Source organism: Vibrio sp. 10N.222.54.A3 (genome assembly GCF_041474095.1).
GTDB lineage: Bacteria > Pseudomonadota > Gammaproteobacteria > Enterobacterales > Vibrionaceae > Vibrio > Vibrio crassostreae_C.
This window is the reverse complement of record NZ_JBFRTN010000066.1, coordinates 39,465-60,535: the sequence shown is the minus strand read 5'-3', so window position 1 is coordinate 60,535 and position 21,071 is coordinate 39,465. Positions and strand designations below refer to the sequence as shown.

Sequence of the window (21,071 nt, the reverse complement as noted above, 5' to 3'; positions counted from 1 at the left end):
CGATGAACCTTTTTTTATCATCGAATAAGGATGTTGATATGGTATTACGTGAGTTCAAAAAACATTTCAGTCGTGGCGACCTGAAAGCAGCAATTGGTGTCGTATCCCCTGGAGCTAATGGTTATTACTTAATGGTCAAAAGTCATAAGTGGGGAGTAAACAGCTTTCTTGAATCCGACAGAAAAATGCAACCCAGGGTATTCAAGACTCAACAAGCTTTGTTGAACGCCGCTAAAGCAATCGGTTTTTCCTACCACTCGATTGATATCCAACATTTATAATCAAGATGGTTAGATATTGGGTTGATTCTGTTATCGGTGTCGCTTCGTAAAATAACCAAACATTCAGAGCCTGAATACCACAACTCCAAAATCATCTATTTATCCACTCGATAAAAATAATTCTTACAATTAAGCGTGTTTATTCGTTAATAATATTGTTACTCAACGGCATAATAGTCATGAATCCATTCAAAGAGTTAGGTTATGTTCTACAAGCGTCTTTTGGTATTGGCTTTACCGCTTACTTTTGTGTTTTCCACCCATGCTGAAACGTTTGGTGAACGAATGGCGCGCATCGAACAAGAGAATGTACTGGCGAAAACCATGAGTGAAGAACAAGTTGAATTGATACAAAAAGTCGTACAGACCAACCACTGCGCTAAAGTGGCGTTAACCCATCACCAACGCATTTTGGGCCAATATAAGGTTGAGACATCTTCTTCTGAGTTATTCGTAAAATGGCGTCAACTCGGTAAGCAGTTAGACGCTCAATACGAGACTGATTACCCCGGCTACCCTAAGCACGCTTTTCAGGAGTACCTTGCGGCTTCAAGCAAAGTCGATGGCTACCTTTTTGCTCTAATCGACAATGGGTTAAACGAACAATCGTGGATCGCCAAAGAGTTTAAGCAGTGTAAAAAGAATAAGCTGATATCCCGAACCTAAGCTCTAGTCTGCTCTGGTTCGAGAGAGATCATTCGCATTGGTTTTAATAAAGTAAGAACAGCCCTTCATAACCGCCAATTTCTATTTCACTCACATAGTCACCAACGTTACCGTTAGCATCAACAGGTTTCATTGGGACATCCAGCGCAATGGTGAGTTTTGCCACGTCATAAAAGCTCGGATTCTTACCGTGGAAATCCGTGCGATATAACACACGACCATTGCTGAACTCTCTCGCTAACACCATGTCCTCAGGGCCACCAGCGACCACCTGATTTTCAGATTGATACATAAAGTACGTGAACGTCGGTAGAACGTGAGTCATGCCATTGGGCAGATCAGCATGCACCATTTCGTTCATCGAGGCATCGCCAACGATGGTGTAGTCAGCGGGCTGAGGTGTCGTTGTCGAAAGCATCAAAGGAATCGGCGCAAAGCCTTGTGGGATCTGATGACTCGGCTCTCCCAAATCAACGGCCAATAACGAACTTGGTTGGTAGGCGATGTTTTTAGGGACACCACTTTGCCAGAAAGTGTCAGCCGTCGTGTTGCCACTTCCATAGACGTAACCATTGTTCCACTGATTAAAGTAGCTATGTTGAGCGTGTCGATTGAGGTGGTAGATCGCTAGGGTCGAGTATTGGTCTTGCTTCCAATTCTCTTCACTATTTCCAAGATACTGAACTCGCCCATAACGCGTTGTCGCCTGAAAAATAACACTTTGCCCATTGTAGGCGAGCGCAGAATTATCCCAGAATTTAGAGATCCCCGAGTAACCACTAAACCCAGTAGACGGAAAAATGTAGTGCTCGCGTAAATACAGAGATCCCGCCTCGCTAAGATGAGCCTGTCCATTTCGACCCAGCAAGTTCGCGGTTCCGATGTTCAACCCAATCGACGCATCACTTTCTAAAGCAGATAGATTTTTCAGAAACGCTGAAAATTGTTGTTTATAGAGATCATCCGCTTGATTCGAACCCGCAACGGCTCCTAACTCTTGAACATGCCCACCAGAATGAACATAGAACTGGTTCGAACCAATGAGTTTATTTGTGTCGTCGTTGTACGCACCATTCAAACCTTGGCTTGCCCAGCTTTGCTTGTAGTAGCGATGAATAGCAGATAGATAATCCGCGTTTGCGACGTTCGTTAGCGACCAAGATGAGCTAGCGCTCCACATTCGACCAAATGGCACCACTCTTGATTCCCAACGAAAACGCGCTGTTGCGTTCTTATTGGTTCGATTTCGATACTCGCTTGGCGACAAGTAGTTATCGCCATCTAGGTCTGCAGACACATCAAAACCGCGGATTTTTCGCCATTGGCTGATAGCATTGCCGTCCGGCGTTGTAGTCGGAGCGTCGGTTAATTTGACGGTTGGAAAACTGTTTTTCAGTTTTACTTCTTTTAAGCGCGGCCTGTCGTCGGCGTTTTCACTTTGCCAACGAACTCTCACAACGTATAAGCGCCCACCATCTCTCAAAAAGGTGGAGCCAAAATACTGGCCGCCACCATAGCTCGCACCACTGCCATCATGAGTTGTAGCTCTTACCCAATCATTAGGAAGGTTCCAGATCACCGATTGGTTTTTGGTCATGCTGAGCGTTTTGTCTTTCTTTACATCGAGCCTTTCCCACTGTGAAACCCTACCCTGAGAATCAATAGCCGTTGGGTATTCAATCCAAAATTCGCCGCTGCCAGCAAACTGTGAGAACTTAAAGGTCAGCCGTTCGAACTGCTCAGCATGATAGACATACAAAGCCCCACCCTGTTCGAAATTCTCAAACACATCGGCATCCCACGGAGGCTCTTGATACAGCCAAAAACCAGCATGGTCTTCACTGGCTGTATAACCCAAGATCATAGGTTTTCGGTTTAAAAGAGTCTTTTCGCCGTGAGTTTCATCAACTTCGGCAATGACAGTATCTTCAGAAAAGTGCAGGAAATAGTCTTCGAAATTGAGGCCTTCTAACTCAGCTTGGTTACGGAGATCGTTCTCCAACCAACCCGAGTTCATCGCCATGACTTGGTTGTACATATAACCAATTGTCGTAGCCCGCTCATTGTCGGCTTTGTCAGCATAGGCTCCAAACACAATATCACTGTTGGTAATTTCCCAATCAATGACAGCATCCGCAGATAGTGGGGAGCCCGAAAGATCAACACCCGCTTCATGTTGCCCTGGCAGCACAACCGCTGTGCCAACAGCAAAAGCGTAGCCAGCGATTAAACATGACGGTATGAGTGCGAGCAGCCCAGAAATGTAGGTTTTCATGAATCAAATTTCCTAATTGATACTGTCATGCCTTAAATCACAAGACGAAAAGTCAGCCAACTTACGTGTCAATTTAGGAATCAAAATACGAAAAAAGTATCGACTACATGGCTGTATTGTTCAAGTGCTCTTCTGACTGGTTTCATCGGTGGTAAGGAAAACGAGCAAATGTCGATTCAAAATCAAGACATTAAGGAAAATATAAATTTTTGTGATTTTAATTTTACTTGGAAACCAAGTTTCTCCAACTAACGAGAAATCAGCTCAGATTTTCTCAAAATGAGAATAATACAGTTTGGAAGATGGAAGTTATCAGAGCTTAAAGCTCAGAACGGGCTGAGATTTGCTGCATCGAATCTCAGTTTCAACGCCACACTGTTGAAACTCAATTTGAATAGGCTGTCTAAACAAGAGCGATAACAACGCGCCTTAAAGCCTCTTGTTCCACTTCCCTTGATGGTCGCGGTCGCAATTTTCTTGCGTATCGTAGCTGATGTGTTTATCGATACTCTTCAGTTGAATTCCAACTTGATTGAACGCTTTCTGGATAGTCCCTGAAACACTCTGTTGACCTTCGCCATTTAAGAAGTTCGTTCTATCCTGATTGGTATCGAATACACAGACAATTTTCAAACTTTGCGGAAAAGAGGAGAAGTTGACCGAGTGAGTCACCCATAAAAAACCATCGAAGCCTTTCAGCGTGTCTTCACAAACGTCAGTTAACACGTCTCTGATCTGATTTTCGATTTTCTTATCTGATTTACGCATGCGGTAAAGGTCCTATTTAACACCTTAAAAAGTAAGGTTTTTTGGTCAGTTTCGTACTACCTGATATTGGACACTGTGGCGGTTTCAAATGCAAAGTATTTATTGGGAGAGTCGACTAGAAGATACAGAGGAAACGCCTCATGTTTGATCGCTTACGAGGCAATCAAACATGAGGCGAATATAGAATTTACGAAGATCTTAGCTCGCCGCTTGTTCCCAATCAGTCAGTAACTTCATGATCACGCGAGAGTCTTGGTGGATTGCCATTGGCGCAGCAAGTTGTGTGTCACCTCGCTCGACTGCTTGGCGGATATTGCGCACTTGATAATGGAAGCCATCGCCTTGCGCTTCGACTTTCACTTCACGTGTCGACGTCTCATAGATCTCTACCGTAAACGTGTTTTCTGCAGTCGGTAACCATGGGTTAGTATCTAAAGTAATGCAGCCTTTGCTACCTAGAATAGTAAAGCCATGCTTTAAGCCGTGGTCTTCAGCGGTGTGGATTTGCGCGGTAAAACGGTCATTGAAACGCATCATCGCCGACGATTCACAGATATTGCCATCTTCGCCTCGTCGACCGATTGCTGATATCTGCACATCATCGAACACACTCTCGCCAAATTGCTGCTGCGCGACAGAGTGAATCAGCGACATTGGGTAGCAGCCAAGGTTGTATAGCGCGCCTTTACTTGCAGGGTTCACGAACTGATCAATCGCCGCAACGTAGGAACCTTGAATTGAGCGCACTTCGCCGATCTCACCAGCTGCCAGTTCTTGATGAAGCTTGGTGATAAGTGGATGGTTTAAATACATCAGACCTTCAGCAAAGAATACGCCCGCTTCTTTCACGGCTTGTAAAGCTTGCTCGGTTTTTTCCATATCTACCGACAGAGACTTCTCACACAAGATCGCTTTGCCTTTTTGAGCTGCTTTAATCACATACTCATGATGGACATGGTTTGGCAGAGCAATGTAGATGATGTCGACCGACTCATCTTCAATCAAGGCTTCATAGCTGTTGAAGGTTCGTGTTGGTTGGTATTGGGCAGCAAACTCGTTAAGTGTTTTTTCAGTACGTCCAGCAACGGCATACAGCTCGCTTTGAGCGTCGCCTTTAATCGCATCCGCCATTACGCCTGAGATAAAACTGGTTCCTAGGATTCCCCATTTCATGTCTTAGATCTCCTGCTCTTGTGCTTTGATAGGTCCACGTTGCGTTTCGAATGCTTGCACTAATTCCGCAATGTCACGCTCAATAAACGCTTGGGTATGAGACATCACAAAGTGCTGATTGATCGCCTCGCGGTTTACGTATTGCTCAAGCAAGATCACACGATCGCTTTGGCTTTGATCATAGGTTGCAATTGCTTGTAGGCAGCCCGGTTCGCTTTGCATGTCTAAACAAAACTGTTCGATAGCTTCGAGCGCAGCTGCTCGTTCTATGTTGGTTTTGATCTTAAGTTCGGCAGTAACAAAGATGATTTCATTCGATTGAGGCATTTCACGCTCTTATTTTAGTTAATTATCAGTTTGCCATTGGCTCATCAAGCGCTTGCCAAGATCAGAGGGCGTGGTGTTATGGACGATCATCTCATCACATTGGTTGAACACCATGAAGTGTTTTAGTTCATCGCATAAAGCATGAACCAACAACTCATGGTTTTTAATTCGCTCTTCCACAACCAAGTTACGGATATTGAGCAAACCACTCTTCCTGTCGACCTTGCAATCCATTCGTGCCACCAGCTCACCTTGCCACAGAATCGGTAAGCTAAAATAACCAAACTGACGCTTGGCCTCTGGAACATAGCATTCTAGGATGTAATCAAAGTTGAACAATGATTGCATTCGCTTTCGTTGAATCAGCAGGTTATCAAACGGAGACAGTATCTTAAGCTTGGTTCTGGAAAGAGGTTGATTCAGCAGTTCAAAAGCACCTGGCAGGACATAGTAATCAGAGCCTTGAATATCTACTTTCAGAACCTGCTTATCTTCAAGCATCTGTTGGAGTGCTCTCTGAATCAAAGGCTTTGTGTTCTTGAGTAGGTAGCTCATTTCCGACGCTATTCCAACTCCGTTAGCCTCTAAATAACGTGTTATCAGATGCTCGATGTACTCTTGTTCTGTCGGCTCAGAGGTATCAATTCCGCTCGGTAAAACTCGCTCGGTTAGGTCATACACCTTATGAAAGTTAACTCGGCTTGGCACCATTAAGTCGCCTTGCATGAACAATGTTTCTAATGCTTGCTTGGCCGGTTTACCGCCCCAACCGCCGGGGTTTGGCCTATCCCCTTCAAAATCTTTCGCCATCAACGGCCCTTCATTCTCAATACGTTTGAGAACATGAGCCATCAGTGCGTCATTCTTTTTATACCAATGCTTGAGCTTACCGCTCGCAAAGCCATTCTTGCGGTGTAGGCTGAATCGGAAGTCACGCATGGGTAAATACGCGGCGGCATGCGACCAATACTCAAATACTTCTCGACGCTCTAACAGCTTATCAAGATGGTTCAGTTGGTAATCTTGATTGCGATTCCAAAGCGTGTGGTGGTGAGCTCGCTGAATCACAGAGATGGTATCAATTTGCACATAGCCAAGGTTTTCAATCGCAGACAACGTGTTCGCCAAAGCGCCCCCATTGCGTTGCTTTTTAGGTGGCAACTTCTTAGGCGGCAGCTTTTGCGAAAGCAATACCAGTTTTTGCGCTTGAGCGAGTGACAGTGATTCCATGAAATTCAGACTCTAATTGATAGCAATGATCCGTTTATGATTCAGCAATAAGCTCTTGAAGAATCTGCTTGTAGGTTTCTACCGTCTGCGCGCCCGTTACTGCACTCTTACGGTTGAACACCACAGTAGGAACCGCAGAGATCCCCATGCGTTGCCATTCAAACTCTTGCGCTTCAATTTGCTTCAAGTTGTCGGTGTTCTTTAGGCGCTTCAGTGCCTTCGTTGAGTCTAAGCCAACCGCTTCAAGCTCTTGTGCAATGACTTCAAGATCGGACAGGTCTTTTTGCTCTGTGAAGTGAGCAGCAAAGAAGCGTAGCTTTAACTCAGTCTGTTTGCCGTGCGCTAGTGCAAAATCGAGAAGTACATGTAGATGACGTGAATTGACCATTCTCATACTGTCATAGAAATTGAAATCGAAACCAACCGCTTGGCCGCGAGCCGAAAGCTGTTCTCGTGAACGTTGGCTCTCTTCTGCGCTAGAACCGTATTTTCTCATGATATGGGCACGCAGGTTTTCGCCCTCTTGCGGCATGTCAGGGTTAAGCTCAAACGGCTGCCATTCAAGTTCAATCTGGTCTTCTAAACCAAGTTCCGCAACGGCTAGCTCTAAGTTTTTGTAACCGACTACGCACCACGGGCACATTACGTCAGAAATAATATCAAGTTGAAGTTTCTTGCTCATAATCATTCCAAATATCGTTACTAAGGCGTATCCAATTCAAAGTGAATACCCATCTTTCTGGTTAGACTACAACAAGCTGAACACTCGTTCAAATTTAACTCAATACAACAGCAGCCAACAAAAAAGCCAACTCATTTTCACGAGTTGGCTTTGATAAAAATCGAATCTAGCTTAAGAGCGTTACGCTAGCAACTTCTCAAGTACTTGGAACACACCCGCGTCAACGTTACTTGGCGCGCCAAAACGCGCGATCTCTTTTAACTTTGGATGCGCGTTTTCCATCGCGTAAGAGTGGTAGCTCTCTTTAAGCATTTCCAAGTCATTTAGGTAATCACCAAAGCTCATGGTCTGCTCGTAAGTGAAACCTAATGTGTTCTGTAGATGTTTAATCGCCGCGCCTTTTGACGCTTCAGCGTTCATCACATCCAACCAAATTTTCGCACTGACAACCACTTGGTAGTTCTCACCAAACTTGGCATCAATAGTTGGGTTCACTTTCTCTTGTGAACCGTCGAAGTGACAGATAGCCACCTTGATGAAATCGTCTTCTACCGCCAGTAAATCTTCTACTTTCTCACGGCGATGGTAGTACTTAGAGATCTCCGCTAGAGCACGCTCATCTTTGGTTTCGATGTATGCAGACTTCTTACCACATAGCACCACATGAGCACCTTCAATCGCGCGAGCTTCTTTAATGATCTCTTTGATGGCATCAGTATCAAGTAAGCAGCTGTAAAGTTCTTGGCCTTTATGCATCACCAATGTGCCGTTTTCAGCAACGAACATCATGCGATCTTTTAGCGGGGCAAAGGTTTCCATCAAGCTGTAGTACTGACGACCCGATGCCGCAGCAAAAATAATGTCTTGAGCTTCTAAGCGCTCGTAAAGGTTGAAAAATTCTGGGTCTAACTTTCCGTGTTCATTAAGCAGAGTGCCGTCCATATCAGCAGCGATAAATTTGATGTTCTGTTGTGGCATTTCAGGGCTTACCTATTAGTAAAAATTAAAGTGCAAATTATGATTTTTCGTTATCTTGTGTAACGGTTCTAGGTTCGATTATATCGCTAGAGTCGCTGGTGAATACAATGCTTATTTTACCGCCTGTCAGTCACTGTTTCACATCTTTCCAAGGCAAACGCTAACAGAAGCGCATTCCAGTTTGAAGGGTTAAGTCCTACATACAAGATGTGCGTTAGGTCACACTCCACTATATTCTTTCCTGTCTCTCCATCACTTTATTCCGACCACAGTCATTATGATTTTAGCTATTATTACGACCTTGCTTTGCATCGTTACCGTCAAGTTTCTAATCACACTTGCGAACTTAGAGCGCCATCGTATTCACATTGAACCTAAAATATCGTTCAAAAGAACTGAGTGGCCGACTGTTTCCGTCATTATTCCTGCGCGAAATGAAGAAGACAATATTGAAATCAGCCTTGGCTCTCTATTGAAGCAGAGCTACCCAAAAGACAAGTTTGAAGTCATTGTTGTTGATGACTTTTCTACTGACTCAACCCGTGCAAAAGTAGAAGCATTGATCAGTAAGTTCGACGTTAACGCGCGCTGTATTTCAGGTAGAACGTTACCGACCGGATGGCTTGGTAAGAGCAATGCATGTATGGCTGGCGCACTCAACGCGAGCGGTGAATATGTGTATTTCATTGATGCAGATACCGATTCAGCACCCGCGATGCTACAGAGCGTTATCGACTTTGCTATCCAACAAAAAACTGATCTCTTATCGTTTAATCCAAAACAAACTTTTGCGTCTGTGGCAGAAAAAGCGACCTTGCCGGGCATCTTTCTATCGATCGCATCTTATATGAACTTTAAAAACTCGAACGACATGACTAAGGAAGAAGCGATTGCTAACGGTCAGGCGATGTTGTTTACCCGAAAATCCTACGACGCAGTCGGTGGACACGCCGCAGTAGCAAACGCGATATCGGAAGACATCGCCTTTGCAAAAGTCATGAAGGTCAATGGATTTAAGATTTTCTGGGCATTTGCAGACAAACTAATGAGTACGCACATGTATTCAGACTTCAACTCAATCTGGGCTGGCTTTTCCAAAAACATGAATCTTATTGTGAATTGTCAATCGCAAGCACAAGCTTTAAAAGTCTTCATCAAAGCCAACATCATCGCATGGGCGGGACCGCTTTTGATGCTGGTATCGGCGAACGCCTTCATCAGTGACATGTCTGCCATTCATGCTTATTCGCTCATTGTCAGCTCTGTGATGCTCTTGGTGTCGATCGTCACCTACTTCATTTTGGTTAAGGAACTGTTTGTTCCCGCAAAATTTGCGTTAACCGTACCCTTCGGTATTTGTGTTCAAAGCCTACTCGTGCTGAACAGTTACCGCTTATCTAAAACCAATAAAATCAGCTGGAAAGGGCGCTCATTAACATGATGAATAAGATTATTACTTTGCTTCTTCTTGCTTGTTCAGTTTCGGTGTTTGCATCAGACACCGATGGCTGGTCACTGGCACGCGATAAAAAAGGCATCGAGGTTTATAACCGTAAAATTGAAGGCAGTCACTTTAAAGAATTTCGAGCAGAAGGCGACATCAACGCGTCCCTCACTTCTATTATCGCACTCTTTATCGATACCTCTGTTGGCACGCAATGGGTAGAAAACATCGATGACATGGAAGAAATAGAGCATTTTAGTGCGGCGCACACGATCACCAAAACCTATACCAAGGCACCTTGGCCAGTTGCCGATCGTGAAGCTATCGTAGAGAACGTCATCACTCAAGATCCAGAGACGATGGTTGTCACCATTGATCAGCATGGTAGGCCTGATTACCTGCCAAACAATAATAAAAAAATCGTCAGAGTGGCTGAATTAGAGGCGAGTTGGCTCCTGACACCAATCGACGAAAACACCACCCATATCTCTTATCGAGTATTGAGTGATCCAGGTGGCGATATTCCGTATTGGCTCATTAACATGGTGGCCGTTTCTCAGCCTTACAACACGCTTCGCGGGTTATCTAAGATGTTGGATTCTGGTGAGTACACCGATCGTCGCCTTGATTTCATCGAGAACTACACGTCACTTTAACAATGCAATGAATACTCTAGAGGTCTATATTGTGAAATTTCCATTCTCTCCAATCGCAGCGATATTGCTTGTAGCATCAAGTTCAGTATTTGCTAATCAAATCATTGTCGATACTAAAGGTGTTGATGAAACACAGTATCACGCCGATCTGTATGAATGTGAGCAATACGCTCAACAAGTGAAGCCTGAAGAGGTCGATTCTCTTGGCAGCGATATTGTCGGTTCAACCGCTAAGGGTGCAGCGCTGGGTGCGGTTGGTGGAGCCGTCTCTGGCGGGAGTGGTCATGATGGTGCGAAAATTGGTGCTGGCATCGGTATTATCAGCGGCGCTTTAAAGCACGGTGCTCAAAAAAGACAATCCGCCGAGCTATCTGAGCAGCAGAAGTTTCAAGTGAATCGTAACTGTATGATCAACCGAGGCTATACCGTTCTTAACTAGCGGATAACCGAGCAAAATGGCGTTTAATCGATGTTCACGCCATTTTGCGTAGCTGAGTCAAAGCAGAGTTCAACCATAGTCCCTGAATCGCCACCTTAAAGTTCGTTCAAATAGACAGTGAGCATTGACCCCTATTTAAAATAGGCTTATCATTAATCGTCTTTTAACGATTAATGAAAGTGAGACGTCAATATGAACTCAACTTGCTCGACATCTGGTGGCTGTTCTCTGCCCATCGAACACGGTGATGCTAAAGCAGAAAAGCAAATGGCCGCACTGGCGAAAGCACTCGCTCACCCAGCAAGAATACGTATATTGAGTATCCTTTCCACGTTAGAAAAATCGGGCGGCTGCTTGAACAGTGATCTGGTGAGTGAATTGGGTTTAGCTCAATCAACGGTATCAGAGCACTTAAGAATATTGAAAGCCTCAGGTTTTATTACGGCTGAGTCGATTCCGCCGAAGATGTGTTACCGCATCGACCGCGACAATATTCAACGCTTCGAATCGATATTTAACAGCATTTTAAAATAGAAGTTCACGCTTGAATGATCGGCTTTGATAGCCTTTACTTTTAAGCGTGTTTTTTTGCCACAACCAATCGTTTTTCGACGATTTACGATGTCAACTAAGAGAGATTATCATGAAACCAAAGTTAGGTTTTCTAGATCGCTACTTAACACTGTGGATTTTTATTGCCATGGGCCTTGGTGTACTACTCGGCACCCTATTCCCACAGATCGAACAGTGGAACGATTCAATGTCTGTTGGCACCACTAACATTCCGCTTGCGGTTGGCCTTATCTTAATGATGTACCCACCTCTGGCTAAGGTTAACTACAACCTGCTAGGCACTGTGGTAAAAGATAAGAAAGCCATTAAGCTCTCTTTGATCATGAACTGGATCGTTGGTCCAATTCTGATGTTTGTATTGGCACTAACTTTCTTGGGAGACCACCTAGGTTACATGGTTGGGGTGATTCTGATTGGTCTTGCTCGTTGTGTGGCGATGGTTCTGGTTTGGAACGACATCGGCGGCGGTAACAAAGAGTACGGCGCGGCATTGGTTGCTCTAAACAGTGCATTCCAAGTGGTGAGCTACAGCTTTATGGCGTGGTTGTTCATCAGCGTTCTTCCACCAGTATTTGGTTACGAAGGCATGTTGGTTGATATCTCGATGATCGACATTGCACACAGTGTACTTATCTACCTAGGTATCCCATTCCTAGCGGGCTTCCTAAGCCGTAAGATCCTTGTGTCGATGAAAGGCGAGCAGTGGTACAACGACGTATTTATTCCACGCATCTCTCCAATCACACTGATTGCACTACTGGCGACTATCGTTCTGATGTTCAGCCTGAAAGGTGAAATGATTGTTGAACTGCCAATGGACGTTCTATTAATTGCGGTTCCACTGACTATCTACTTCACTGCGATGTTCTTCATCAGTTTCTTCATCGGTAAAAAGATGGGCATCGAGTACGACAAGAACGCATCAATTGCATTTACAGCAACAGGTAACAACTTCGAGCTAGCGATTGCCGTGGCTATCTCAGTATTCGGTATCAACTCAGACCAAGCGTTTGCAGGCGTTATCGGTCCACTGATTGAAGTCCCTGTGCTGATTTACCTTGTGAACGTGGCGCTTAAGATGAAAGACAAGTACTACAACGGTCAGACGGTTAAACCTAGCGTATAGCATCTACGTCTACACCTAGAACTAGAACTAACAAAAAGCAGCATCACTTTGAACAGAAAGGCTCACACGTTAAACGGTGAGCCTTTTCTTTATTCAGTTTCGTCTAATAGGCCTTTCAATGCTTGTTCAAGCCAAAGTAATGCAGGACCTTTTGAGCGTGTTTTAGACAGAACAAGATCAACCGGAGGCGACCAAGTTTTATGGTCAAATGACACATTCACCTCTACCAAGCGCTGTTTAATAAGCTCTTCTTCAACAAGGTGTTTCGGTAAGTATGCCCAACCGATATCGCTACCAAGAATCATCTCTTTAATGACGATAAAGCTGTTTGACCACCATACCTTTCCGGCAATCAGCGGAAACTGATCCATCACCTTACCTTTGTCTCCCCTCAACATTAACTGACGATGCGGGAGTAAGTCAGAGAGTTTCGCCACACCTGTTTTTGCGAGCGCATGACTTGGATGACACACAGCAATAAACGGTAAGTGACCGATAAAGCAAGGCTCAGAACCGACATCAAAAGCCAAGTTAGTAAACATTAATCCAATGTCGGCCCTCTCTTCGATAATTAACGGATTGACCTCTGTCGTGGTACACGCAACCAGTTCCACTTCAGTCGCAGGGAATTGTTGACTGAACTGACTAAAGATCTTAGATAGATTCGGGACCAATAGTGAATCATCTAATGCAATTTTGATGAGCCCCTCTTCACCACTGCCCATCGCACTAACCGTCACATTCAGATCTTCAACCTGAAGCACGATCGCTTTCACCTGTTTAAATAACTGCTCGCCCGCTTTGGTTAGTGAAGGCTTTCGAGTCGAACGATCAAAAAGCTCAACATTAAAATCTATTTCAAGATTACTGATGCCTTGGCTCACCGCCGACTGCACCTTCCCCAAATGACGAGCACTGGCAGAAAATGACCCTAATTCAACGGCATACACAAACATTTTCAGTTGTTCAATGTTGTACATTCGGTGTCTCCCAAAACTTACTATCACTATATGTGATGCTAACTATCTTTATATTATCACTTAAGTAGATATTATTTAGCCAAGTCATTAGCCCATCGGCGGCTATTTAATCGTAAAGAGAGTTAGAAAAATGTCACATAAAGAACGCATGTTGCACATGGTGCTATTTGAATTGGTTGCTTTGGTTTTGATGGCAGGGCTTGCAACCTATATTACAGGAAACGGCGCAGGTGAAATGGCAGGCTTAGCGCTCGCAATATCATTGATAGCGATGGCTTGGAACTACGTTTACAACTATGGCTACGACAAAATTTACGGAGCAGACCGAAGCAAAAGAACCAAGACAACACGTGTTCTGCACGGGTTAGGTTTTGAACTTGGCTTGATGACAGTGACTCTACCTGTCTTGATGTGGGTTCTACAACTCGACTTCCTAACCATACTGATCATGGACATCGGCCTAGTTATTTTCTTTGTACTCTACGCTATCGGATTTAACTGGGCGTACGATTCAGTAAGAGACTACTTTGTTACACAAGGCAAAGTTAACGCTTTAAATTAATTCACCGATTCGCTCAAATATCATCACCGAGCGATAAACAAAACGAATTGCCAGATTCAGTATGGATCTGGCATTTTTTGTCATAGCTTAAGTGCATCCTTGTTTGTTAACGCTTTTCCAACATTTGAGACCCCGGATAAGTCCACAAGATCCAAGTTTAATAAACCACCACTCGAGAATCAGCATCACAAATCCAAACATAAACTCCTCGTACCAGTTGTGCATCCGTTTACATACAGGTAGTTTTAGCGACCTCGAAACACATCCATTCGAACAATGACGTTCATGCGAGCGTCTTTTCCGAGCAAAAGTGTTCGGATTAACATTTCAAGTGACTTTAATTAACAATTCCATGCTCAAACGCTCACTTTTTATGTTCGTTTATTTTCGAGTTCGCAAATTTATGCACAATGCACGTGCTAGATAAGCAAAACTAAAAAGGACTCGAACATGACAACAAACAAACACCCTTCTTTATTTGGGCAATGCTTGGCTGAATTTATCGGTACAGGATTACTCATATTCTTCGGCGTTGGCTGTGTGGCTGCACTGGTACTAACCGGTGCGACATTCGGACAATGGGAAATCAGCATCATCTGGGGCTTCGGTGTTGCGATTGCAATTTACTGTACTGCCGGCGTTTCAGGCGCACACATCAACCCAGCCGTAACGATTGCACTGGCCATGTTCCATGGCTTTGATAAAGCAAAAGTGGTGCCTTACATCATTTCGCAACTGCTTGGCGCATTCTGCTCTGCAGCTCTGGTTTACAGCCTGTACAGCAACCTATTTACTGACTACGAAATTGCACACAACTTCGTTCGTAGCAGCCAAGACGCACTATCAACTGCTGGTATCTTCTCGACTTACCCACATGCTTCACTCTCTTTCTTCGGCGCTTTTGCTGTCGAATTCGTGATTACTGCAGTGTTGATGTTTGCCATCTTAGCGTTAGGTGATGAGAACAATGGCGCATCTCGCGGCGCAATGAACCCTCTACTGATCGGTATTCTTATCGCGGTTATCGGTGGTTCTTTAGGTCCACTGACTGGCTTTGCAATGAACCCTGCTCGTGACTTCGGACCAAAACTGTTCGCTTACTTTGCAGGTTGGGATTTCGCATTAAGCGGTGCTCGTGATATTCCTTACTTCATCGTTCCAATTCTTGCTCCAATTGCTGGTGCGTGTTTTGGTGGTTGGTTGTACCCACGTGTTATCGGTGCTTACCTACCAGTAGAAGGCCAAGGCTGCACAATTCCAAACCAATGTGAAACAGAAGAAGAAGCTGAACAAGCTCAAGCTTAATTCCTAAGCGACCCTACATTTACTAAAATATAAATAACAAAAGAAAAAGGACTCTTACCATGACCGAGCAAAAATACATTGTTGCCCTAGACCAAGGAACAACAAGTTCACGCGCCGTAATTCTCGACCATGATGCAAATATCGTCAGTTCTTCTCAGCGAGAGTTTACCCAGATTTATCCTAAAGCTGGCTGGGTTGAGCATGATCCAATGGAAATTTGGGCGACTCAAAGCTCTACATTGGTTGAAGCTTTGGCTAAAGCAGGCATTCGCAGCGATGAGCTAGCCGGCATTGGTATCACCAACCAACGTGAAACTACTATTGTATGGAACAAAGAAACTGGCAAACCGGTTTACAACGCAATCGTATGGCAGTGTCGCCGAACTGCCGACATCTGTGAAGACCTTAAAGCGCGTGGCCTAGAAGACTACGTACGTGACAATACTGGCTTAGTCCTTGACCCGTATTTCTCAGGTACCAAAGTAAAATGGATTCTAGACAACGTTGAAGGCGCTCGCGAAGACGCTGAAGCTGGCAAACTACTGTTCGGTACGGTTGATACTTGGTTGGTTTGGAAGATGACTCAAGGACGTGTTCACGTTACGGATTACACTAACGCGTCACGTACTATGTTGTTCAACATCAACGACCTATGCTGGGATCAGAAGCTACTTGATGAAATGGGCATTCCAGCAATCATGATGCCTGAAGTGAAGCGCTCTTCTGAGGTTTACGGTCAAACGAACCTTGGTGGTAAAGGCGGTACTCGTATTCCAATCGCGGGTATTGCGGGTGACCAACAAGCTGCACTTTACGGTCAAATGTGTGTAGAAGCAGGCCAAGCTAAGAACACTTATGGTACTGGTTGTTTCCTTCTAATGAACACAGGCCAAGAGAAAGTCACATCGAAAAACGGCCTTCTAACCACACTGGCATGTGGCCCTAAAGGCGAACCTGCATACGCACTGGAAGGTGCAGTATTCATGGGCGGCGCATCAATCCAATGGCTACGTGATGAAATGAAACTACTGGCTGGCGCAGAAGACTCTGAGTACTTCGCAACCAAAGTAGATTCTTCAAACGGCGTTTACGTAGTCCCTGCGTTTACTGGTTTAGGCGCACCATACTGGGATGCTTACGCTCGCGGTACGATTGTTGGCCTGACTCGTGGTGTTAACTCTAACCACATCATCCGTGCAACCTTGGAAGGTATTGCTTACCAAACGCGTGACGTACTAGACGCGATGCAAGCGGACTCTGGCATCAAGCTAGCAAACCTACGTGTTGATGGAGGCGCAGTAGCGAACAACTTCCTAATGCAATTCCAATCAGACGTGCTTGATACTGAGGTTCACCGTCCTGAAGTAACTGAAGTAACGGCTCTGGGTGCAGCATACCTTGCTGGTCTAGCAGTTGGTTTCTGGGACAGCATCGATGAGCTTCAAGACAAAGCAGTACTAGACCGTACGTTCTTGCCACACCACGATGAAGAAAAGCGTAACCGCCGTTACAAAGGTTGGAAGCGTGCTATCAAGTGTGCACAAGTTTGGTCTGAACTGCACGATGACGACGAAGAGTAAAATCGAACGTTCGAATAATCACTCTCTTATCGATTGAATTGTTCGTTCCTCAGTAAACGAAACTAAAAAGAGCACTATTTTGTGCTCTTTTTTGCGTTTTGAGCCAATTTTTCATGTTTTGATCAACGTTTTTGCGGTTTGGACATAATTCCTTACTATCATTACTTCTCTCTCCTCATCAATTCGAGCACAATAGCGCGAGTTAATATTTTCGATTGTGACGCGCTAGAGCCCATAGCGTGCAGGGAGTGGTAAGTTAAGTGAAGCAGATACCAAGACACCAGCAGATTGTAGATCTGGTAAAAACACAAGGATATGTGAGTACCGAAGAGCTCGTTGAAAAGTTCGATGTCAGCCCACAAACCATCAGACGAGACCTCAATGAACTTGCCGATAGCAACAAAATTCGTCGCTATCATGGTGGTGCAACCATTCCTTTAAGCTCGGAAAACACCTCGTATAACACGCGTAAAGCGCTTAACTTCAACGAAAAAGACGTGATCGCCGACGAACTGGTTAAGCACATCCCAGATGGTGCAACCCTATTCGTTGATATCGGTACCACGCCAGAATCGGTGGCACGCGCACTCAACAAAAACCACAAACAACTAAGAGTCGTGACTAACAACATCAACGTTGCCAGTATCCTGCTACCAAACCCAGAGATAAAGGTTATCTTGGCAGGTGGCGAAGTGAGAAACCGTGATGGCGGTATCGTGGGTGAAGCAACACTCGATTTCGTGAAGCAGTTCCGCCTCGATTTCGGCATTCTAGGGATCAGCGGCATCGACTTTGATGGCTCACTGCTTGATTTTGACTACCATGAAGTTCGAGTGAAGCAAGCTATCATCGAAAACAGCCGCAGCATCTTCCTGGCAGTCGACCACAGTAAGTTTGGTCGTAACGCGATGGTTAAGCTCGGCAATATCTCTCAGGCCCACATGGTGTTTACTAATAAGCAGCCACCGGAAGAGATTCTCAACATCCTTAAAGATTCGGCAATACCATTAGAAGTGATCGATACCGCTCATCCTATGAGCGAATAACTAAACATAAGAGCTCAGTGACGCCACTTTCTTAAATGAATCACCATTCTTTATAGAAAAGTTAATAAAGTAAAACTTGCTCGCTGTCACTGTCGCTTCTATGCTCGAATTAGTCTTATTTGAACCTCTGCTTTCATAAGCAGAGGTTTTTTTATGCCCAAATCACATAAAACGCGCATAAACGAAAATAATAAATGACCGCAAACGAAAGTTCATATAGGATTCAATTATGTTCTAAAATGCTCGTTCGCTCAGAAAGAGGTCAAAACCATGAGTGCTCAACAAAATAATTCAAACAACAGTACATCTTCCACTTTAGACTTGATCGTGATTGGCGGCGGCATCAATGGTGCAGGCATCGCGGCAGATGCAGCAGGTCGTGGTCTAAACGTTGGCTTATACGAAGCAAATGATTTCGCGTCTGCGACGTCTTCTGCTAGCTCAAAGCTTATCCACGGTGGCCTACGCTACCTTGAACATTACGAATTTCGTTTGGTTTCGGAAGCACTCGCTGAACGTGAAGTCTTGTTAAGAAAAGCGCCTCACGTTGCTCAGCCAATGCGTTTCCGTTTACCTCATCGACCATTTTTACGCCCAGCTTGGATGATTCGCTGTGGCCTATTCCTTTACGATAACTTGGGTAAGCGCACCACTCTTCCTGGAAGTAAGACAGTCAACCTAGCAAAATCAGGGCTACTGAAACCAGAAATGAAGACAGGCTTCGAATACTCAGATTGCTGGGTTGATGATGCTCGTATGGTATTGCTCAACGTGTTGGCGGCGAAAGAAAACAACGCAGAAGTACGTAACTACTGCCGTGTTGAAAAAGCGCACCGCGAAGGTGGTATTTGGCATGTGACGATCCTTGATGTGATGACAAACCAACGCTTTGAACGCAAAGCAAGAGCGCTTGTTAACGCTGCAGGCCCTTGGGTTAAGCAGTTCTTTGATGATGGGTTAGAGCAGGCTTCGCCTCGTAATATTCGTCTGATCAAAGGCTCGCACATTGTTGTGCCACGCATTCACGACGAACCACAAGCGTACATTCTGCAAAACAAAGACAATCGTATTGTGTTCATGATCCCTTACCTAGATAAGTTCTCGATCATCGGCACTACCGACCTTGAATACAAAGGCGACCCACGTAACGTCGCAATTGATGATGTCGAAGTAGATTACTTGATTGATATCGTTAACCAGCACTTTGTTAAACAGCTTGGCCGTGAAGACGTGGTTTGGACATACAGTGGCGTAAGGCCGCTTTGTGATGATGAATCTGACTCGCCACAAGCGATCACTCGTGACTACACATTGGAATTGGACGCAGAGCTAGATCAAGCACCACTGCTATCTATCTTTGGTGGCAAGTTAACGACTTATCGTAAACTCGGTGAAGCGGCACTGAACAAGCTAGAACCTTACCTGAAACACATGGGCGCACCTTGGACAGCTAACGACACGCTACCGGGTGGCAACTTTAGCTGTAGCCGCGAACAGCTTGCAGCAATGATGCACACGAAATACCCTTGGGCATCTGAAGCTCTGCTACTTCGTTACGTGACCCAATTTGGTACTTACACATGGGACCTGCTTGAAGGCGCTACATGTGAGGCAGACCTTGGTATCCAGTTCTCATGCGAAGCACACGGTGTTTACCAAGCTGAGATTGATTACTTGATCAACCAAGAGATGGCAATGACAGACGAAGACATCTTATGGCGCAGAACCAAGCTTGGCTTGTACATGAGCGAATCTGAGCAACAAGCATTGTCTGATTACTTAAAAGAGAAGCTACAACGTAAAGTGGTAAGCTTTTCTCAAGTAAGCTAATCCACCAGCCAACAAGCACAGTTCAACAACCTGATTAATAAACAAGCTTAGCGTCCCCCGCGCTAAGCTTTTTTATTATTTGCCTCCAATTCCTTGCACTTCAGTAGCTGTCACTCGACCAAATCGCCCTATTACCCTCTTCTATTTTCAACAAAAGCTAAATAGTGTTTTATCAAATGGGTTAATTATCAATTTTACGAAAGGTTGCTATTCTTTATCTCAACAAAACAATTCATTCAAAACGCTCACGATGTCAGCGCTTTAATAAGGAATCTATTCCATGCAAAAAGTTATTCTGATCACAGGCTCTACCGATGGTATCGGCTTCGAAACGGCAAAAGTACTTGTTCAACAAGGTCACCACGTTTTATTGCATGGACGTAACCCAAGCAAACTCAAAGACGTAGAGCAGCAACTTGTGGCTATCTCTGCGGAAGCGAAAATTCAAAGTTACGTGGCAGACTTGTCTGTTCTGGCTGATGTGGATGCGTTGGCTGACAAAGTAATTGCTGAGCGCGATAAGATTGATGTACTGATTAACAACGCAGGTGTGTTCAACACTCCGAACCCAATCACTAAAGACGGTTTAGATGTTCGTTTTGTTGTGAATACCATTTCACCATACCATCTGACTAAACGTCTGCTACCTGTACTCGATGCATCTAGCCGAGTGGTGAACCTGTCTTCAGCCGCGCAAGCAGCAGTGAACATCGAAGCGCTAGAAGGTAAGAAACCAATGTCTGATGGTGACGCTTACGCACAAAGCAAGCTTGCGATCACTATGTGGACTCGTGAGATGGCAAAAGAGTTAGGCTCTACGGGGCCAATGGTGGTTGCTGTCAACCCAGCTTCGTTACTAGGCAGCAAGATGGTGAAAGACGCTTATGGCATTGCAGGCGGCGACCTAAGCATCGGTTCTGATATTCTGGTTCGCGCATCATTGTCTGATGAGTTCGCACAAGCAGGCGGTCAATACTTTGATAACGACAACAACACGTTTGCTAACCCGCACCCAGATGCGATTTACGGCGATAAGTCACAACAAGTTGTCGCTAAAATTGAAGAGATCATCAAAGCAACGCTTTCTTAATGACAGCTATGCTCAAGTGATTTTCTGATTCCAAGAAAAAGCCCTACGTGACTAACGCAT

General features: G+C 44.8%; 21 protein-coding genes. 13 read left to right on the top strand and 8 right to left on the bottom strand.

All coding sequences use genetic code 11. From position 1 onward, the window contains the following. The first annotated feature begins 38 nt into the window (after positions 1–38). The gene (locus AB4507_RS14955; protein ID WP_017064006.1) at positions 39–281 is read left to right on the top strand and encodes a hypothetical protein; all 243 of its coding nucleotides are present in this window, start codon (positions 39–41) and stop codon (positions 279–281) included. 204 nt (positions 282–485) lie between these two features. Next, entirely contained in the window at positions 486–947 is a 462-nt protein-coding gene (locus tag AB4507_RS14950) for a hypothetical protein (RefSeq protein WP_048610497.1), read from the top strand. Positions 948–990: 43 nt separating this feature from the next. On the opposite strand, the gene AB4507_RS14945 is transcribed toward AB4507_RS14950, so the two are convergent. The 7 genes from AB4507_RS14945 to AB4507_RS14915 all read right to left on the bottom strand — a co-directional run bounded on the left by AB4507_RS14945 (position 991) and on the right by AB4507_RS14915 (position 8,380). Continuing rightward, entirely contained in the window at positions 991–3,222 is a 2,232-nt protein-coding gene (locus AB4507_RS14945) for a hypothetical protein (protein WP_372182895.1), read from the bottom strand. 429 nt (positions 3,223–3,651) lie between these two features. Beyond that, complete coding sequence (locus AB4507_RS14940) at positions 3,652–3,990, bottom strand: Fis family transcriptional regulator (RefSeq protein WP_372174957.1); 339 nt, start codon at positions 3,988–3,990, stop codon at positions 3,652–3,654. Between the two features lie 198 nt (positions 3,991–4,188). Then, positions 4,189–5,163 carry a Gfo/Idh/MocA family protein gene (locus AB4507_RS14935; protein WP_372174956.1) on the bottom strand — a complete coding sequence of 325 codons (975 nt, stop codon included), beginning with the start codon at positions 5,161–5,163 and terminating at the stop codon, positions 4,189–4,191. A gap of 3 nt (positions 5,164–5,166) precedes the next feature. After that, on the bottom strand, positions 5,167–5,490 hold the full coding sequence (locus AB4507_RS14930) for a putative quinol monooxygenase (protein ID WP_372182894.1): 324 nt from the start codon (positions 5,488–5,490) through the stop codon (positions 5,167–5,169). 18 nt (positions 5,491–5,508) lie between these two features. Beyond that, positions 5,509–6,720 carry a winged helix-turn-helix domain-containing protein gene (locus AB4507_RS14925; protein ID WP_372182893.1) on the bottom strand — a complete coding sequence of 404 codons (1,212 nt, stop codon included), beginning with the start codon at positions 6,718–6,720 and terminating at the stop codon, positions 5,509–5,511. A 34-nt stretch (positions 6,721–6,754) separates the two neighbouring features. Beyond that, on the bottom strand, positions 6,755–7,402 hold the full coding sequence (locus AB4507_RS14920) for a DsbA family oxidoreductase (RefSeq protein WP_017060931.1): 648 nt from the start codon (positions 7,400–7,402) through the stop codon (positions 6,755–6,757). A 180-nt stretch (positions 7,403–7,582) separates the two neighbouring features. Then, positions 7,583–8,380, bottom strand: coding sequence for a Cof-type HAD-IIB family hydrolase (locus tag AB4507_RS14915; protein WP_017092739.1), 798 nt, complete (start codon positions 8,378–8,380; stop codon positions 7,583–7,585). 277 nt (positions 8,381–8,657) lie between these two features. On the opposite strand from AB4507_RS14915, the gene AB4507_RS14910 reads away from it, so the two are divergent. The 5 genes from AB4507_RS14910 to arsB all read left to right on the top strand — a co-directional run bounded on the left by AB4507_RS14910 (position 8,658) and on the right by arsB (position 12,618). Then, on the top strand, positions 8,658–9,821 hold the full coding sequence (locus tag AB4507_RS14910) for a glycosyltransferase family 2 protein (RefSeq protein ID WP_017064013.1): 1,164 nt from the start codon (positions 8,658–8,660) through the stop codon (positions 9,819–9,821). Continuing rightward, positions 9,818–10,480, top strand: coding sequence for an START domain-containing protein (locus AB4507_RS14905; protein ID WP_372182892.1), 663 nt, complete (start codon positions 9,818–9,820; stop codon positions 10,478–10,480). The genes AB4507_RS14910 and AB4507_RS14905 overlap by 4 nt, the downstream gene beginning before the upstream one ends. 31 nt (positions 10,481–10,511) lie before the next feature. Beyond that, entirely contained in the window at positions 10,512–10,919 is a 408-nt protein-coding gene (locus AB4507_RS14900; RefSeq protein ID WP_029235181.1) for a glycine zipper family protein, read from the top strand. 192 nt (positions 10,920–11,111) lie between these two features. Then, on the top strand, positions 11,112–11,453 hold the full coding sequence (locus AB4507_RS14895) for a helix-turn-helix transcriptional regulator (RefSeq protein WP_017064015.1): 342 nt from the start codon (positions 11,112–11,114) through the stop codon (positions 11,451–11,453). Between the two features lie 109 nt (positions 11,454–11,562). Beyond that, the gene (arsB, locus tag AB4507_RS14890) at positions 11,563–12,618 is read left to right on the top strand and encodes an ACR3 family arsenite efflux transporter (RefSeq protein WP_372182891.1); all 1,056 of its coding nucleotides are present in this window, start codon (positions 11,563–11,565) and stop codon (positions 12,616–12,618) included. 89 nt (positions 12,619–12,707) lie between these two features. Here the strand turns inward: arsB and AB4507_RS14885 are convergent, their stop codons facing one another. Then, the gene (locus AB4507_RS14885) at positions 12,708–13,598 is read right to left on the bottom strand and encodes a LysR family transcriptional regulator (protein WP_372083022.1); all 891 of its coding nucleotides are present in this window, start codon (positions 13,596–13,598) and stop codon (positions 12,708–12,710) included. A gap of 130 nt (positions 13,599–13,728) precedes the next feature. Between AB4507_RS14885 and AB4507_RS14880 the strand changes: the two genes are divergently transcribed. The 6 genes from AB4507_RS14880 to AB4507_RS14855 all read left to right on the top strand — a co-directional run bounded on the left by AB4507_RS14880 (position 13,729) and on the right by AB4507_RS14855 (position 21,011). Beyond that, entirely contained in the window at positions 13,729–14,160 is a 432-nt protein-coding gene (locus tag AB4507_RS14880) for a PACE efflux transporter (RefSeq protein ID WP_372182890.1), read from the top strand. 450 nt (positions 14,161–14,610) lie between these two features. Next, complete coding sequence (locus AB4507_RS14875; protein ID WP_004732234.1) at positions 14,611–15,465, top strand: MIP/aquaporin family protein; 855 nt, start codon at positions 14,611–14,613, stop codon at positions 15,463–15,465. A 59-nt stretch (positions 15,466–15,524) separates the two neighbouring features. Further along, entirely contained in the window at positions 15,525–17,045 is a 1,521-nt protein-coding gene (gene glpK / locus AB4507_RS14870; protein ID WP_136973628.1) for a glycerol kinase GlpK, read from the top strand. Between the two features lie 260 nt (positions 17,046–17,305). Further along, positions 17,306–18,091, top strand: a complete 786-nt coding sequence (locus tag AB4507_RS14865) for a DeoR/GlpR family transcriptional regulator (RefSeq protein WP_372157626.1) — start codon at positions 17,306–17,308, stop codon at positions 18,089–18,091. A gap of 270 nt (positions 18,092–18,361) precedes the next feature. Further along, the gene (gene glpD / locus AB4507_RS14860) at positions 18,362–19,921 is read left to right on the top strand and encodes a glycerol-3-phosphate dehydrogenase (RefSeq protein WP_137001407.1); all 1,560 of its coding nucleotides are present in this window, start codon (positions 18,362–18,364) and stop codon (positions 19,919–19,921) included. A 280-nt stretch (positions 19,922–20,201) separates the two neighbouring features. After that, the gene (locus AB4507_RS14855; RefSeq protein ID WP_102394239.1) at positions 20,202–21,011 is read left to right on the top strand and encodes an SDR family NAD(P)-dependent oxidoreductase; all 810 of its coding nucleotides are present in this window, start codon (positions 20,202–20,204) and stop codon (positions 21,009–21,011) included. Positions 21,012–21,071 lie beyond the last annotated feature (60 nt).